Source organism: Micromonospora sp. DT53 (genome assembly GCF_049841535.1).
In the GTDB taxonomy this organism is placed as follows: Bacteria; Actinomycetota; Actinomycetes; order Mycobacteriales; family Micromonosporaceae; genus Micromonospora.
Genome location: NZ_JBNCKM010000003.1, coordinates 79,726 through 93,670, shown reverse-complemented (window position 1 = coordinate 93,670; position 13,945 = coordinate 79,726). Strand labels below are relative to the sequence as shown.

Genomic DNA, 13,945 nt, shown 5'->3' with positions numbered 1-13,945 from the left:
GAGACGATCACGTCGCCGGCGGCTTCCGCCAACGCAACGACCGCCCCAAATCCCTCGACTCCCGCCTCGGTGCGGATAGCTACCGGCCGAGCGACGGTCTCGCCAGCCGACCCCGCCCCTGCTCACACACGCATGCATCAGACAAGGCGTTCGATGCGGACCCTCGGGCGCTCGTTCACCGACCTTCGCCAGAGGGCTACCCATCGCCCATCCCCGGCGGGGTCCAGTCGCGTCCGGGCCGACCCTGCCCGTCGACGAGCAACGTGCGTTCTTCGCTCACCTTCACGTGCTCGCCGATCGCGCCGCAGCCGGACGGCATCCGAACGTGTTGCTGCACCGGCAAGCCTGCTTCCTCGCCGGCATGGACCCCACCAAGGCAGCAGCAGGTTGGCTCACCCAGACCACCACCCGAGCACGCCGCACGACCACCTTCCGCACCTGGTCACCGCTGTGGCCCGACGCCCGCTCCGTCGTCACGTCCCTCGCCAACCAGGGCGACCCGGAACCATTGCGAGACTTCATCGCTCGCGCACACCCCGATGACGCCTGCGAGCGAGCGGCTCTCAACTACTCGGCCTACTGGGTAGGCGAGATCCCGTACCGTCACCACGACGACTCCTTCATGCCCGAAGCACTCGCCGACTGGCACGGCTCAATCCTTCTTCGACACCTGGTCCATCGCCTCGACCCAGGGCACCCCTTCGTCGACCTCAACATCCACAACGTCTGGGCTCTGCTGGCCGCACGACGCGGTCTCGCTCTCGACAACCCCGCCGCGACTCGTGCACTCCTCGAACGCAGTGTCCCGCTCCTGGACAGTGACCGGATCTCCGCGCAGTCGCGGCAGGAACTAACCTCTATCGTCTACAGCCTGCGGGCGGACGGACTCACCGGCACAGGGACGGGCAGATGACCGACGACCACGACGCCGCCGGAGCGATGAACTTCATCTTCGAAGCCGGCGTCCTCAAACGCGCCGCCCGCACCGGCTGGTGGTTCGCCGGCGTCACGCACCCCGAATCCATCGCCGAGCACTCCTTCCGAACGGCGCTCATCGGAATGATGCTCGCCGCCATGGAGGGCGCGGATCCGGCCCGGGTGTCGATGCTGTGCGTTCTACACGACACCCAGGAAACCCGGATCACCGATATCCCCCACATCGCCAAGCGCTACCTCACCGCCGTACCCAACGCCGCCGTCACCGCCGACCAGGTTGCGGCCTGCCCACCGGCCGTCGCAGACGTCATCACTGCTGCCGTCACTGAGTACGAAGCCGGCGAGACGTTGGAAGCCGTCGTCGCCCGTGACGCCGACAAGCTGGAATGCCTCGTCCAAGCCGTCGAGTACCGCCACCAGGGCATCGACAACGTGCAGCGCTGGATCGACAGCTCACGAGCCGCGCTCAAGACCGCCAGCGCCCACCGCCTCGCCGACGCCGCACTCACCGGACAACCACTCGCCTGGCTCACGCCCCCGCCGCAGGAGTAAGCGTTCAATACTCGACGTTGCCTTGATCGAGAGAGGGGACGCGGTCGATCAAACGAGGCGAGGGCAACGCCCACGCCGGCCGCGCTCTCACCGTCGAAGCCGACTACGGCACCTTCCGCATCCACGGACGAAGAAATCGTTCGCAGGTCGCGATCTTCGGCATCGCACACTTGATAGGCACTCATTCAAGTTGTGTGACTTCCGTAGCGCCGACCTCCGCGGCGCCTCCCTCCGCGGTGCCAGCTTCTCCGGCTGCGGTCTGCGGGATGTCGACCTGCGTGACACGGATCTGTCCTACGCGCGGTTCAGCTACGTCGTGACGCACGATCCGGAGTACGGACGAACGGACGTTACCGGGGCCCGATGGAACGGCGCCGACCTTCGAGGCGTCACCGCCGAGCGCGTCATTGGGTGGCCGCACGGCCTCTCAGACTCCGGGGTTACGTCCGATTGACGTGCCGGCCCCCGGTGCCACTCTGGCCCTCGTCGAAGACGCCAGCGCGGCCGCCCATGACGAGCCACTAGTTACCGACGCCGAGGCTCGCCATGAACGCCGCCGGGTAACGGTCACCGCGCGCGGCACCCTTCGGCACGGCCGCCTCGATCTCTTCGAGATCATCGGCCGACAGCTTCACGTCCAGCGCCGGCAACGCCTCGGCCAGCCGCTGCCGGGTGCGCGCACCGACCAGCGGAACGATGGACTGGTCCTGCGCCGCGACCCACGCGATCGCCAACTGCGCGACCGTGCACCCCTTCGCGTTGGCGACCCGACGCAACGCCTCCACCAGGGCAAGGTTGTGCGACGCGTTCTCGGCGGAGAAGCGGGGACTGTGGTTACGCGCATCGTCGGCCCGCCCCGGCACCCAGTTTCCCGAGAGCAGGCCACGGCTCAGCACCCCGTACGCGGTCAGCCCGATGCCCAGCTCCCGCAGCGTGGGCAGCACGTCGGCCTCGACCGCCCGTGACAGCAGCGAATATTCAATCTGAAGATCAGCAACCGGGTGTACGGCGTGCGCCCGCCGGACGGTCTCCGCGTCAACCTCGGAAAGCCCCACATACCGCACGTAACCGGCGTCGATCATCTCCTTGATCGCGCCGATCGTGTCCTCGATCGGCACCGACGGGTCGAGCCGGGCCGGCCGGTAGATGTCCACGTGGTCGACGCCGAGTCGGGTCAACGAGTAATTCAGGAAGTTCCGCACCGAAGCCGGGCGGGAGTCCTGACCGGCGAACCGCATGCCCGGCCCCACCTGCTGCCCGAACTTCACACTCAGCAGATAGCTGTCCCGGTCGCGTCCCCGCAACGCCTCCGACAGCAGCAGCTCGTTGTGCCCCATGCCATAGAAGTCACCGGTGTCGACCAGCGTGACCCCCGCGTCCAGCGCGGCCCGTACGGTGGCGATGCTCTCCTCGCGATCGGCCGGGCCGTACGCGCCCGACATGCTCATCGCCCCCAGCCCCACCGCGGAAACCGTGGGACCCGTGTTGCCCAGAGTGCGTGTCTGCATCGAAACTCTCCCTCATCGGTCGATGTCGGCTCCACCCTGCGCCGCTTTCCGGCCCGCCGGCAGCGGAGCGCTTATCGTGGGAGCGCCGATCCCTGGCTCGATGCCCAGTCCCCGGGGCAGCATGGAGGCATGCAGCGTGAGCAGCTCGCCGACTTCCTGCGGCGCCGGCGCGAGACCATCCGCCCCGCCGAGGTTGGCATCGCCGGCGGCCCCCGCCGCCGCACCGCCGGCCTGCGCCGCGAGGAGGTCGCCATGCTCGCCGGCATGTCCGTCGACTACGTCGTCCGCCTTGAGCAGGGCCGCAGCAGCCAGCCGTCGACCCAGTTGCTCGGTGCCCTGGCCCGGGCCCTGCGCCTGACCGACGACGAGCGAAGCCACCTGTTCCACCTGGCCGGCCACCAGCCGCCGCCCGCCGACGGCATCGCCCACCTGGCCCGGGCCGGCCTGGTCCGCCTGCTCGACCTGGTGGGCGACACCCCCGCCATGGTCCTGTCCGACCTCGGCGAGGTCTTGGCGCAGAACCGCATGTCGATCCTGCTCACCGGCGACCACACCGGGCTGACCGGCGACCGCCGCTACGTCGCCTACCGCTACTTCACCGACCCGGTCATCCGCGACCTCCACGGCCCCGAGGAATGGCAGCGGCACGCCCGCCAGCAGGTCGCCGACCTGCGCGCGGTGGCCGGCCGGCGGGCCGGCGACCGGGCCGTGACCGGCCTGATCGAACGGTTGCGGGCCGCAAGCGAGGACTTCCGGCGGCTGTGGGCCGAGCACGAGGTGGCGGTACGCCGGGCCGACCGCAAGACGTTCATGCACCCGCGCGTGGGCCGCATCACGATGGACTGCGAAACCCTGGTCACCCCCGACCTCGGCCAGCAGCTGCTGGTGCTGACCCCGGCCGACGCCGAGGCCCGGGAGAAGCTTGAGCTGCTGCGCGTGCTGGGGGTCGAGGAGTTCCCGGCCGACGCGCCTCATTGACAGTGCCGCGGTTCCCCACGCCCTTGGGAGCTCTGAGCGGCCCCGACGACGACCGGATCACCGCTCCCGCTGGCCACGCCCGCAGCGCCAGCACGAACAAGCCGTCTGCGGGCGGCGCAGAACTCCATGGACGAAACCACTGGGGGGTAAACGGGAGACCCATAACCCGCAAGGTCGGACCGCCCCTCCGCACCTGCCACAATCGTGATCGAAATGCACGAGAAGGCCGGTCGCACTCGCACCGGCGGTACGCGCCACGGTGGTCGCGGCATGACCTCGCTCGCGCAGCACGTCCACGACATGGGCACCGATCAGACCACTGCCACCACGAGAAATCGCACGCTGAATCGGCCATGGCAGAGACCCCGGGTTGTCAAGGGGCGATCGACGGCCGTCGCATTCAGGCTGAGCCCGGAGACCTGGTTGGGCTGTCCTCGAGCTGGGCGGGAGCGGCCTTGGATGCGCCGGTCGTTGGGGCGTACCGCTGCTGCGTCGCCCAGAGCGCGAGCAGGCGCAGGTTGTCGTGTGAGCTGCTGCCGGGATCCGTGGTGTAGATGAAGAGCGTCTGATCGTCGTCGCCGGGTAGTGCCAGCGCCTCGTATCGGATGGTCATCGGTCCCACGGCAGGGTGGGCCATGTGCTTGGTGCCGTGGGTCCGCTCGTGCACCCGGTGGTTGTGCCACCACGTACGGAACTGCGGGCTCTTGATGGTCAGCTCGCCGACGAGTTCGTTGAGCTGCGGGTCGTCGGGGTTCCGCCCGGCGTAGAGGCGCAGCGTGCCCACGACGTCAGCCGCCACGGTGGCCCATTCGGGATAGACCTCGCGGGCGCCGGGGTCGAGGAGGACCCAGCGCGTGTAGTTGCGCTCGCGGGGTGGCAGTTGGGTCCAGTCGGTGAGGAGGGCGCGGGCCAGCAGGTTCGACGCGAGGATGTCGGTACGGCGCCCGACGATGAAGGCCGGGTGGTCGACCATCGAGGCGATCATCTGGTGCATCGCCGGCCGGACCCGCTGGCCCGGCACCTGCCCGGTGCGGTGCCGGGCCGGCCGGGCCAGGTCGACAAGGTGAGCCCGGGCTGCCGCGTCGAGGTGGAAGACACGGCCCAAGGCGTCGATGACGGCCTCCGACGGGCTGCTGTGGCGGCCCTGTTCGAGTCGGGTGTAGTAGTCGACGCTCACCCCGGCGAGCTGAGCCACCTCCTCCCGGCGCAGGCCGTGGACGCGTCGCCCCGACAGCGGGAGGATTCCCGCTGCCTCCGGCGTCGTGTCAGCTCGGCATTTCCGCAGAAAGCCGGCCAGTTCCGTGCGTCGCACCATGTCGCCAATCATGCCGCGTGTGGCGGACCGCGCCCAGGGGCTGGGTGGGCATGTCGTTCCCAGGTACGGCTGGGCCTGGCCAGAGGTGTTCGGCTCGCCCGCCCGGCAGCAGCATGAGATGCGTTTCCGGCAGGGCACAGCGCTGCCACTCCAATCACAAGGAGAACACCGATGTCGTACCCCACCACCCGACCCGCCACCTGGTTCGTCACGGGCACCTCCCGGGGCCTCGGCCTGGAGTTGGTCAAGCAGCTCCTCGATCGCGGTGACAACGTCGCGGCGACGACCAGGTCGGCTGAGCGTCTCGACGCGGCCCTGGGATCCGTGGACCGGGCCCGGCTGCTGCCACTTGAGCTGAACCTCGCGGACGAGCCGGCGGTCGCGGCGGCGATCCGCTCCACCACCGACCGCTTCGGCGCGATCGACGTGGTCGTGAACAACGCCGGCTATGGCTTCCTCGCCGCCATCGAGGAGGTCACCGACGCCGACGTCCGGCAGATGTTCGACGTACAGATCTTTGGGCTCTGGAACGTTCTTCGTGCGGTGCTGCCGTCCCTGCGCGCCCAGCGCAGCGGCCACATCATCAACATCTCCTCGATCCTCGGTCTGACCTCCTTCCCGGGCTGGGGTCTCTACTGCGCCGGCAAGTACGCCCTGGAAGGGCTGACCGAGTCACTGGCGGCGGAAGTCGGCGATTTCGGCGTGCAGGTCAACCTCGTGGAGCCCGGTTACATGCAGACCGATTTTCTGCGTACGCACTCCCTCGGCCTGCCGCCGACCACCGTGTCCGGTTACGAGTCGATCCGGGAGATGACCGAGGCGCACCTGGCGATGCCGGGCACCCAGCTCGGTGACCCCGTCCGAGCCGCAAGCGCCATCATCGAGGTGGCTGTCTCGGGTAAGGCACCTCTGCACCAACTGCTCGGCTCGGACTCCTACTCGCTGGTCAAGGCCCGGATCGATGCGCTGACCTCGGACGTGGAGGCGGGCCGCGAGCTGGCGTACACGACGGACATCCCGCAGCACAGCTGATGGATCTCCGTTGCCTCCTGGCGTTGCCCGGCCTGGTCTCACTGCCCAGGCCGGGCCCGCCGCTGTTCAGCCGATGACGAAGTCGAACTTCTCCCACGCCGCCGTGTCTGACCAGCCACTGCGTCATCTCCGGCCGGCCCGCCGGCAGCACCGGCGCGAGGAGCTCGAAGAGGCGGTTCGCCTGCTCCGGGCCGTACTCGTCCCAGGTTTCCGTCGCCAGCAGCCACCAACCGCTGAGCGCCACCTCCAGCGGCGTGTCCGTCAGCGAACCCTGCACCGCGACGGCAACCGACACCGGGGCGGCCAGGTCCGCCACCTCGCGGACAGTCGCCAGAAGCGCACGCTCCCCGCCGGGATCACCGGCCACCGCGTCGTCGATGGTGCTGACGAGATCGACGTAGCCCTTGCCGCTGACCGAACTCACGAGGAAACTCGGCCGGTTCAACCGTCCCTGCTCGTCCCAAGTCCGCGCCTCGAACGAGGCCACGTCCGGAAGATCGCCAAGGCGACGCAGCAGTTCGTCCCACGACCCCGGCGAGTAGACCTGCGTCCACTCGCTGGGCTCCGGTGAAAGTCATCGAACAGGGCGGTGCCTACCGAGGCGTACACCGCACCGGGTGGCGACTCGGGCAGATCAAGGTCACCCGGCGGCATCGCCCGCACGGCGGCGCCGAACGCGCCGTGCAGTCGTTGCGGGCACAGCTCGAACCAACGCCGGGCCGCCCGGACCACACGCTCGCGGTCCGGGCCCACCGGCACGGTCACCATCACCGTGCAACGCTCCCGTCGGGACCCTTCACGCCGTACCCGATGCGCCTTCACCATCGGCGGATCTTGCCACACTGGGCCGACATCTCGATCAGCGAAGCGTGCTGTGGTCAGCTGCGATGCAGTCGCGAGCCGGCTCGCTGGTCACCGCGCCGGATCGGCCGGGAGTCGATGCCGGCGGATCAGCCGCTGCCCGATGAAGGTTCGCCAGACCCGGTCCGCGACAGTCGGTTCGACGATCCAGAGCCGGCGCTGCGCCTCGGCGAGGGTGAGCGGCGCGCTGAAGAGATCCAGGAACAGCCGGCTGCTGCGGTTGAGTGCGAACACCTGGCCGTCGACCCGGCGGAACAGGTGCCGGTCCGCCGGCAGGTCGCCGGGAACGCCTTCCTGCTCGTCGGAGCGGATCCGCCGGTACGCGTCCCAGACCTGCTCGTCGTCGCGATCCACGAAGGCGCCGTTGGCGAGGAACTCGGTCTGGTCGTCGGTGTCGTGGCGTACCCGGTCGTGGGCGAGGACGCCGCGTACCGCGGTGCCGTACCGGTCGTGGTAGAAGAACGTGTGCGGGGTGTCGGTGGCGCCCAGCCACGGGCGGTGGTAATGCCCGGGGTTCAGGCCGGCCTTGGCCTGGGCAACGTCGGCCTGCGCGGCCTCGGTGACCGGCTCGTCGTACTTGAGCATCCGGACAATGTCCGATCCCTCCACCGGCCGCACGTTGGTGATGCCGAACCGGTCCGGCTCCTTGGCGACGATGGCGCCAGGCGTCAGCATGAAGTCGCCGAGCCCGCCGAGGGTCCACAGGTCCGGGTTGTCACGCAGGAAATTGACGCTGTCCAGGGCCTCTTCGCGGGTCTCGGTGGGGAAACCGGTGAAGCCCATCATCTGCACACCAATGTTCGCCTTGGTCATCGCCATCATGGTGCGTCGTGCCTGCTCCGGCTTCGTGCCCTTGTCGATCAGATCGAGGACGCGCTGGTTACCGGACTCGAAGCCGACCGAGATGGCCACGCAGCCGCTGCGCCTCAGTAGGTCGCAGCGCTCGTCCGACCAGTACTTCTCCAGCCGGATCTCGGCACCCCAGCGGAAGTCCAGCCCTCGCTCGACGACCTGCTCGGCGAAGCGCAGGATGGTCGCGGGAGCGAGCACATCGACCGAGAAGTAGATGAACTTGGCGAACTTCGACAGTTCGGTGACGTCCGCGATCATGGTGCTCACCGTGTCCTGCCGCCATGGGCTGGTGGGACCGTCGGTGTTCAGTCCGTAGTCGCAGAACGTGCACTTGTTCCAGTAGCAGCCTCGGGTCGGCGAATAGTAGACGAACCGCTCCGGGCTGAGGTAGAGGTCCCAGGGCAGGCCGGAGAAGTCCGGGACGGGTACCTGCGCCAGGCGTTCATAGCGCAGGGGCAGTTGACGCTGGCGGCCGTACTTGGGGTGCAGCCGGACGTTGGGGTGCCCGGCCGGCAGGGTGCCGGTCTGCACCGCGTCCAGGATCTCCGTGTACGCGCTCTCCCCCTCGCCGACCACGATCGCGTCGAAGTCGGCCAGCACCTGAAAGACGTACTCGGGTTTGCTGGCGCACTTCCAGACGTCGGAGATCTCCGTGCCACCCGCGATGAGGAAGACGTCCGGGCAGGCCTGCCGGACGAGTCGGGCGATCCAGAGCGCGAACGGCAGCTGCCACTGGTAGGTGGCGCTGATGCCGATCACCTGGTGCCCGCCAGCGGCCAGCCGCGGGATCAGCACGTCCTCGTAGTACGGCAGGAAGGGCCGGTTGAGCCGAGCGAGCAGCGCCTCGTCCGTCAGCGCGGCCACCGAGCCGATCGATATCATCGGCGGTGGTTGGAGCCGGAAGCCGGCGTGGAACTGCCCGGGAAACCCGACCGCGCCGAGGGCGTCCATCCAGGAGATCACGCCCTCGACGGCGTCCTGGTAGTGCCGGTAGTCGTAGAACAGGGTCGGATCCTGCAGCACCCCGATCGACCGGCGCAGCCGCTCCGGATCGGGGTCGGGCAGGCCGAGCTGGTTGGCCCGGGCCATCAGCGCGTCCGGGCCGCTGAGGTCGTCGATCGAGAGCCGGGACAGCTCCCGCCGAAGCCAGTCGTACGCCGACGGGGTGTACGAGTGGTGGAACGCCTCGATGTTGGCGTCGATGATCTCCGCCGGCTGGTGCCCCTGTGCCCGGGCGTACGAATCGAGGTAGTTCAGGGAGTGGTATCCCGAGGTGGGATCGGTCAGCGGGGGGTAGATCAGTGCTGCCTTCACCGTGCCGCTCATCGACTCCTCCTCAGCCGACCCGGGCCGCGGAACCGGCCAGGGTGTCCTGCGTGCGCATGCCCACCGCGGGCAGTCGCGGGGCACCGAACGCCTTGACGTACGCGACAAACGGTTCGGCGGCGTACCGGAACGCCGCAAGGTCGACGAAGCCCCGGTCCCACGCCGCCGCTTCCAGCCCGTCGACGGCACAGCCCCACAGCCTCGCGAAGCACGCGTCGACGATCTCGGTGCGGAAGTGCAGCCGAGCACCCGGGCGTCGACGCCCCGTCGTACGCGGGACGAGCGTCTCGTTCAGCGACGCCGCGGTCGCCGCGACCTGCCGTGCCGCGGTGAGTAACACGGGGGTACGCAGCGGCGCCGCGACCATCCACAGAGCCAAGCTGCGGTACGGCGTGGTGCCGAACGCCCGCACCAACACCCGCAGCACCGCCTCGCGGTCGTCGAGACCCCGTTCCCGGTCGGTCAGCCAGTCCCACCCGCTCGGCGGCGGACCGGTCAGCCCTCGCCGGCGGGCCACCTCGCTGGCGTGCTCCTCGACCATCGGGTCGTCGATGTCCACCTCGGCCAGCCCGGCCAGCACTCCCCGCCGGTGCCAGGCCGCCGACTCGGGATGCAGCAGCATCAGCACCGCGGCGGCCTCCCGGTCGCTGGCCCAGTGCCCGCCGACCGACTCTCCGGCGAACCGCGAGCGCCAGCTGTCGAGAAAGCGGGTGTGCAGGTTGTCGAGCGGCTGGTCGCCAGTGTGCGCCGGGCACAACTCGGGCGCGTTGTCCGCAGCCATTGACAGCAGCATCCGCGCGTCGGCGCCCTTGGCGTCGCAGGGGTCTTGCCGGTGCCACGTCAGGAACCGGCTCACCACGGCCGCCGCCTCGGGTGGCGCGCTGCGTTCCAACGCCCGGTACGACCGCCGCCGGAAGGGCAGGTCCCGGCCGATGTCCAGCAGCAGCACGGCCTCGGCGTCGCTGAGCACGCCGGCCGCGACGGCGCGGCCCAGCGCGACCCGGATGTTCACCAGCGGGACGCTCAAGGCCCGGTGGCCTTCCTCGGCTGGCCCGTGCACGACGGCCACCTCGTCGTCGCCCGTGACGACCCCGTCGCGGTAGAGCTGGAACACCTCGCCCACGCCACGCATTCCGAACGGCCACAGCTCGGCGGCGCGCAACGCGCCCATGCTGGCGGCGCCGGCCACTGTCACGCCACGGTCGAGCAGGTCGAGGATCTCCCGGTGGCGGACCGGCGGGTGTTGCAGGAAGAACCCGTCGATGACGAGGACCCGGTCGCCGGGGGCAACGTCCAGGCGGAGCAGGTCGCCGTGCGCGACGGGCGGCAGCACCACCGCGTCGGGCAGCAGCCGACCGACCTCGTCGGGCGGCAGGCTCGGACCTATGAAGACGACGTCAGTCACGGGGCACCCCCGGTCGGGTACTCAGGGCCCGCTCGTCGAACATCCGCAGGCCGGGGGCGAACACCTTGCTCACCGCAATGCCGATGTCGTCGTGTGTCAGGTCGACGCTGAACGGCTCGACGCCGGTGACCCGCTGCACCCGCGACGCCAGCTCGCGCAGCACCTGGGTCACGTCCCCCACGGGTGGTGCATCCCGGCGGACCGGCCGGACGGGCCGGTCGACGGTGGGAGGCGGCACCGGCGGTGCGCCGACGTCGTGGTAGGCGGTGGCGTCGATGTCATCACGGGCTCCGGAGACCATGACCAGCCGTGATTGCGCTGCCTCCGCCATGGCCCGACCGACGGCGATCTCCGGGTCGACGTGGCAGCCGAAGCCGCCGAAGGTGACCGGCAGGTCCTCCGACCAGATCGAGGCGGCGTAGCAGGGTACGTCGACAGCGTTGGTGATGTCGCAGACCTCGACCCAGCAACCGGCTCGCACCAACGCCTCGTGCACCGTGCGGGTCATCACGTTGGTGGCGGTGCCCGGGTCGGCGTAGGTGCGCTCGGCCAACGGTGAGGTGCAGTACGGGGCGATGCAGTCGCGTTCGACGACCTCCAACAGCGCGTGCAGGCTGGCCTCGGCGAAAGTGTTCCCGGTGGCCAGCCCGTTGCTGCTGGGTGTGAACAGGGCACGGTCCCAGCCACGCCGGACGGTGAAGTCGAGTTCGATGGTGGCGCGGGGCACCAGGCAGTCGGCACCGGTCACCAACCCACGGCCAGCCACCCAGTCGAGCTCGACGGCAGGGGTCAGGGGTGACCGTTCCGCCAGGTGCAGCCACCGGACGTCGTACGGCAGGTCGAGCGCCTCCGCCGGGGACCGGACGACGGTCCCCGGCCGGAGGTTCTCCGCATGCCAGGACTCGATGCTCTCCATGACCGCGCTGACCCGGGCCTGCGTCGTCGTGGCGCCGGTGCCGACGCTCACCGCCATGGTGGCGCCGACCGGCCGGTAGGCGACGTGCACCGGTAGGCCGATCTCGTCGAGCCGGGTGATGTCGGCGACCCGGGTGATCCGGAACCGGTCGAGCAGGCCCCCGATCCGTTCCCAGGTCTGCTCCACGGTGGCCGTCCGGTAGGTGCCGGATCGGAACGCGATGGTCTCGGTCGTGTCAGTCATCGAGGCTCCCGGCGAGGGGTGGGGAACTCAGAGGATGAGGACGGCGATGATGTTGACGTTGTTGTCGGCGATCGGGGCCACGCCGCCGGCGACCGTCTCCAACTCGGCCTCGGTCAGCTCGTTGAGGTCGACCAGCGGCACCTCGGGCACGTGCAGCACGTGCAGGCCGGGCGTGCCGGCCCAGTCGGCGACGATCTGGTCCTTGGTGTAGAGCGTGGCGGGCTGGGCGCGGTCGACCTCGACCCGGGAGCCGGCGGCGACCGGCAGGCCGGACGCCGTCGCGTAGCCGGTCGGGTCGGCGAGCAGGCGCTGCAGCTCTTCGTCACTGCGCCATACGGCGGTGACCAGTTCCGAGTACTTGGTCACGAACCTCGCGCCATATTCCTGTTCGTCGTTGCTCATCGTTCGGTCCTTTCCTCGGGATCGCTGCGGGACGGGCGGTTGATCGGTGTGGTGAGAACGCTACGAAGATCGAGCTTCGACAATCAACGATTCCGTGTGACTGCCATCAGAATCTGCCGCGCGAGCTAATGTGCGGCTGACTTCGGTGTCAGGTGCAGCAGCACGGGCAGCAGCAGGCACAGCTGGGGTCCAGGCCGGCGACGACGCTGTCCAGTTCGTCCTCGGCCAGTTCCGCCTGAGCCACCGGCAGCAGCGACGGCACGAAGAGCACGAAAGTGCCGCTGGTGCCCGCCTGCTGCCAGGACTCGACCTGCACATCTAGATCCGGGTCGGCGTCGGCGACGTCCCGGACCACCCGGACCTGCACATCCTCGGACAGTTGGAGCCCGTAGCCGGAGAGGAACTCCCGCGGGTCCCGGTCGAGCGCCTGCTCCTTGACCGGGTCGGCCCAGACGTCGGCGACCAGCCGGCTGTACGCGGCCACGAAGACCGCTCGATCGACAGGTGTCACACCCTGCTCCCTTCGATGGTCGGCCGCCGGTGGCGGCGACAGGCAGCGCGGGAGGTTCCGGGCCGCCGGTTTCGCTTCATCGTGGGTCACCGATGGATCCGATCCGCCCGGAGAGCGGGAATTTCATCGAATGTGGCCGCGAAAAGGTCACGCTGCGGCGAAAGCCGGGTAATTGGGGATCAGCGACCTGCGGCGGATGGCGATTTTAATCAATGTCGCCACTGTGGACAAGTAGTAATTCCTCGCCTTTTACCCGCCCGGTGCCCACACCTACGCTGCGATCGGCGGACCGCACAGCGTGACAGCGGTTCGACGGGGTTGCCGTGTTCCGTCACCGAGTGCTGCCGGAGGCCACCGTGACCATCGACGAGGTGACGACGACGCCAAGCGGTCCGGTCGGGTACAGCGTGGACGAGCTTGCCCGCAAGGTGGGGATGTCGCCACGCAACATCCGAGCGCACCAGGCCCGACGGCTGCTACCCCCGCCGGTGCGGCGCGGTCGGGCAGCGCTCTACGACGACTCCCACGTCCGCCGACTGGACGCGATCCTCGCCCTGCAACGTCAGGGCTTCAACCTGGTGTCCATCGAGGCGATGCTCGGGGTCCGGGCCAGTGACGAGGCGCCCGACGGGCTCACCGCGATGCTGCAACGCCTGACCGCCGATCGTCCCGCGCTGGCCCACGCGCTGACCCGGCACGGCGTGATCGGCCGGACCACCGACGGCACCGTCCGCACCGTCCGGCCACGCCCGCTGCGCGCCGCCCTGGACCTGCATCGGGTACGAGTGGGCACGGTGCCGGCACTGCAGACCCTCAGCGAGGTGCTGGACAGCCTCCGGCCGGTGGCTGACGAGCTGGTCGCCGCCGTCGCCGCCCGACTGCTGACGCTCGCTCCGGAACTCGTCCGCGGCGGCGACCGGTCGTCCTGGGCCGATCTCGACAGGGAAACCCTGTTACTGACCCAGGGCGTGGTCAACGTGCTCACCGAGGCGTTCCGGCTCGCCGTGGAGAACCAGTCGGAGGCGCACATCGCCGAGCTGCTGGAGAACCACCTCGACGCGGACGTGTGCCTGGAGGACAGCACGGTCATCGACAACGGCTGACCGGG

Annotated in this window: 12 protein-coding genes and 1 pseudogene; 6 read left to right on the top strand and 7 right to left on the bottom strand. The window is 69.5% G+C overall.

All coding sequences use genetic code 11. From position 1 onward, the window contains the following. Window positions 1–172: 172 nt before the first annotated feature. The 3 genes and pseudogenes from ACLQ3B_RS11830 to ACLQ3B_RS11820 form a co-directional block, all read left to right on the top strand. Window positions 173–913, top strand: a pseudogene (locus tag ACLQ3B_RS11830) (transcriptional regulator); the annotation flags it as partial. Then, entirely contained in the window at window positions 910–1,488 is a 579-nt protein-coding gene (locus tag ACLQ3B_RS11825; protein WP_425780046.1) for an HD domain-containing protein, read from the top strand. The pseudogene ACLQ3B_RS11830 and the gene ACLQ3B_RS11825, both read left to right, overlap by 4 nt. Before the next feature lie 22 nt (window positions 1,489–1,510). Continuing rightward, a complete protein-coding gene (locus ACLQ3B_RS11820) occupies window positions 1,511–1,942 on the top strand; it encodes a pentapeptide repeat-containing protein (protein ID WP_425780044.1) in 432 nt (143 codons plus the stop codon). A gap of 67 nt (window positions 1,943–2,009) precedes the next feature. Here ACLQ3B_RS11820 and ACLQ3B_RS11815 read toward each other — a convergent pair whose 3' ends face one another. Next, a complete protein-coding gene (locus ACLQ3B_RS11815; protein WP_425780042.1) occupies window positions 2,010–2,996 on the bottom strand; it encodes an aldo/keto reductase in 987 nt (328 codons plus the stop codon). A 129-nt stretch (window positions 2,997–3,125) separates the two neighbouring features. On the opposite strand from ACLQ3B_RS11815, the gene ACLQ3B_RS11810 reads away from it, so the two are divergent. Continuing rightward, window positions 3,126–3,974: a helix-turn-helix transcriptional regulator gene (locus ACLQ3B_RS11810; RefSeq protein WP_425780040.1), complete on the top strand. Its 849-nt coding sequence runs from the start codon at window positions 3,126–3,128 to the stop codon at window positions 3,972–3,974. 400 nt (window positions 3,975–4,374) lie between these two features. On the opposite strand, the gene ACLQ3B_RS11805 is transcribed toward ACLQ3B_RS11810, so the two are convergent. Continuing rightward, on the bottom strand, window positions 4,375–5,289 hold the full coding sequence (locus ACLQ3B_RS11805; protein WP_425780038.1) for a helix-turn-helix transcriptional regulator: 915 nt from the start codon (window positions 5,287–5,289) through the stop codon (window positions 4,375–4,377). A 171-nt stretch (window positions 5,290–5,460) separates the two neighbouring features. Here ACLQ3B_RS11805 and ACLQ3B_RS11800 point away from each other — a divergent pair, with 171 nt between their 5' ends. Then, window positions 5,461–6,321 carry an SDR family NAD(P)-dependent oxidoreductase gene (locus tag ACLQ3B_RS11800; RefSeq protein ID WP_425780036.1) on the top strand — a complete coding sequence of 287 codons (861 nt, stop codon included), beginning with the start codon at window positions 5,461–5,463 and terminating at the stop codon, window positions 6,319–6,321. A gap of 912 nt (window positions 6,322–7,233) precedes the next feature. Here ACLQ3B_RS11800 and ACLQ3B_RS11795 read toward each other — a convergent pair. From ACLQ3B_RS11795 to ACLQ3B_RS11775, 5 genes are all read right to left on the bottom strand, one after another. Next, window positions 7,234–9,360 carry a B12-binding domain-containing radical SAM protein gene (locus ACLQ3B_RS11795; RefSeq protein WP_425780034.1) on the bottom strand — a complete coding sequence of 709 codons (2,127 nt, stop codon included), beginning with the start codon at window positions 9,358–9,360 and terminating at the stop codon, window positions 7,234–7,236. A gap of 10 nt (window positions 9,361–9,370) precedes the next feature. Continuing rightward, a complete protein-coding gene (locus ACLQ3B_RS11790; RefSeq protein WP_425780032.1) occupies window positions 9,371–10,765 on the bottom strand; it encodes a TfuA-like protein in 1,395 nt (464 codons plus the stop codon). Beyond that, the gene (locus ACLQ3B_RS11785; RefSeq protein ID WP_425780031.1) at window positions 10,758–11,924 is read right to left on the bottom strand and encodes a YcaO-like family protein; all 1,167 of its coding nucleotides are present in this window, start codon (window positions 11,922–11,924) and stop codon (window positions 10,758–10,760) included. The genes ACLQ3B_RS11790 and ACLQ3B_RS11785 overlap by 8 nt, the downstream gene beginning before the upstream one ends. Window positions 11,925–11,951: 27 nt before the next feature. Then, entirely contained in the window at window positions 11,952–12,326 is a 375-nt protein-coding gene (locus ACLQ3B_RS11780; protein ID WP_425780029.1) for a class IIb bacteriocin, lactobin A/cerein 7B family, read from the bottom strand. Between the two features lie 148 nt (window positions 12,327–12,474). Next, a complete protein-coding gene (locus tag ACLQ3B_RS11775) occupies window positions 12,475–12,837 on the bottom strand; it encodes a hypothetical protein (RefSeq protein ID WP_425780028.1) in 363 nt (120 codons plus the stop codon). A 323-nt stretch (window positions 12,838–13,160) separates the two neighbouring features. Between ACLQ3B_RS11775 and ACLQ3B_RS11770 the strand changes: the two genes are divergently transcribed. Then, window positions 13,161–13,940, top strand: coding sequence for a MerR family transcriptional regulator (locus ACLQ3B_RS11770; protein WP_425780026.1), 780 nt, complete (start codon window positions 13,161–13,163; stop codon window positions 13,938–13,940). Window positions 13,941–13,945 lie beyond the last annotated feature (5 nt).

Bases quoted from the DNA above. Each gene is read 5' to 3' on its own strand.
- ACLQ3B_RS11800 (WP_425780036.1), top strand. From the start codon at position 5,461: ATGTCGTACCCCACCACCCGACCCGCCACCTGGTTCGTCACGGGCACC.
- ACLQ3B_RS11785 (WP_425780031.1), bottom strand. From the start codon at position 11,924: ATGACTGACACGACCGAGACCATCGCGTTCCGATCCGGCACCTACCGG.
- ACLQ3B_RS11795 (WP_425780034.1), bottom strand. From the start codon at position 9,360: ATGAGCGGCACGGTGAAGGCAGCACTGATCTACCCCCCGCTGACCGAT.
- ACLQ3B_RS11815 (WP_425780042.1), bottom strand. From the start codon at position 2,996: ATGCAGACACGCACTCTGGGCAACACGGGTCCCACGGTTTCCGCGGTG.
- ACLQ3B_RS11810 (WP_425780040.1), top strand. From the start codon at position 3,126: ATGCAGCGTGAGCAGCTCGCCGACTTCCTGCGGCGCCGGCGCGAGACC.
- ACLQ3B_RS11780 (WP_425780029.1), bottom strand. From the start codon at position 12,326: ATGAGCAACGACGAACAGGAATATGGCGCGAGGTTCGTGACCAAGTAC.
- ACLQ3B_RS11805 (WP_425780038.1), bottom strand. From the start codon at position 5,289: ATGGTGCGACGCACGGAACTGGCCGGCTTTCTGCGGAAATGCCGAGCT.
- ACLQ3B_RS11825 (WP_425780046.1), top strand. From the start codon at position 910: ATGACCGACGACCACGACGCCGCCGGAGCGATGAACTTCATCTTCGAA.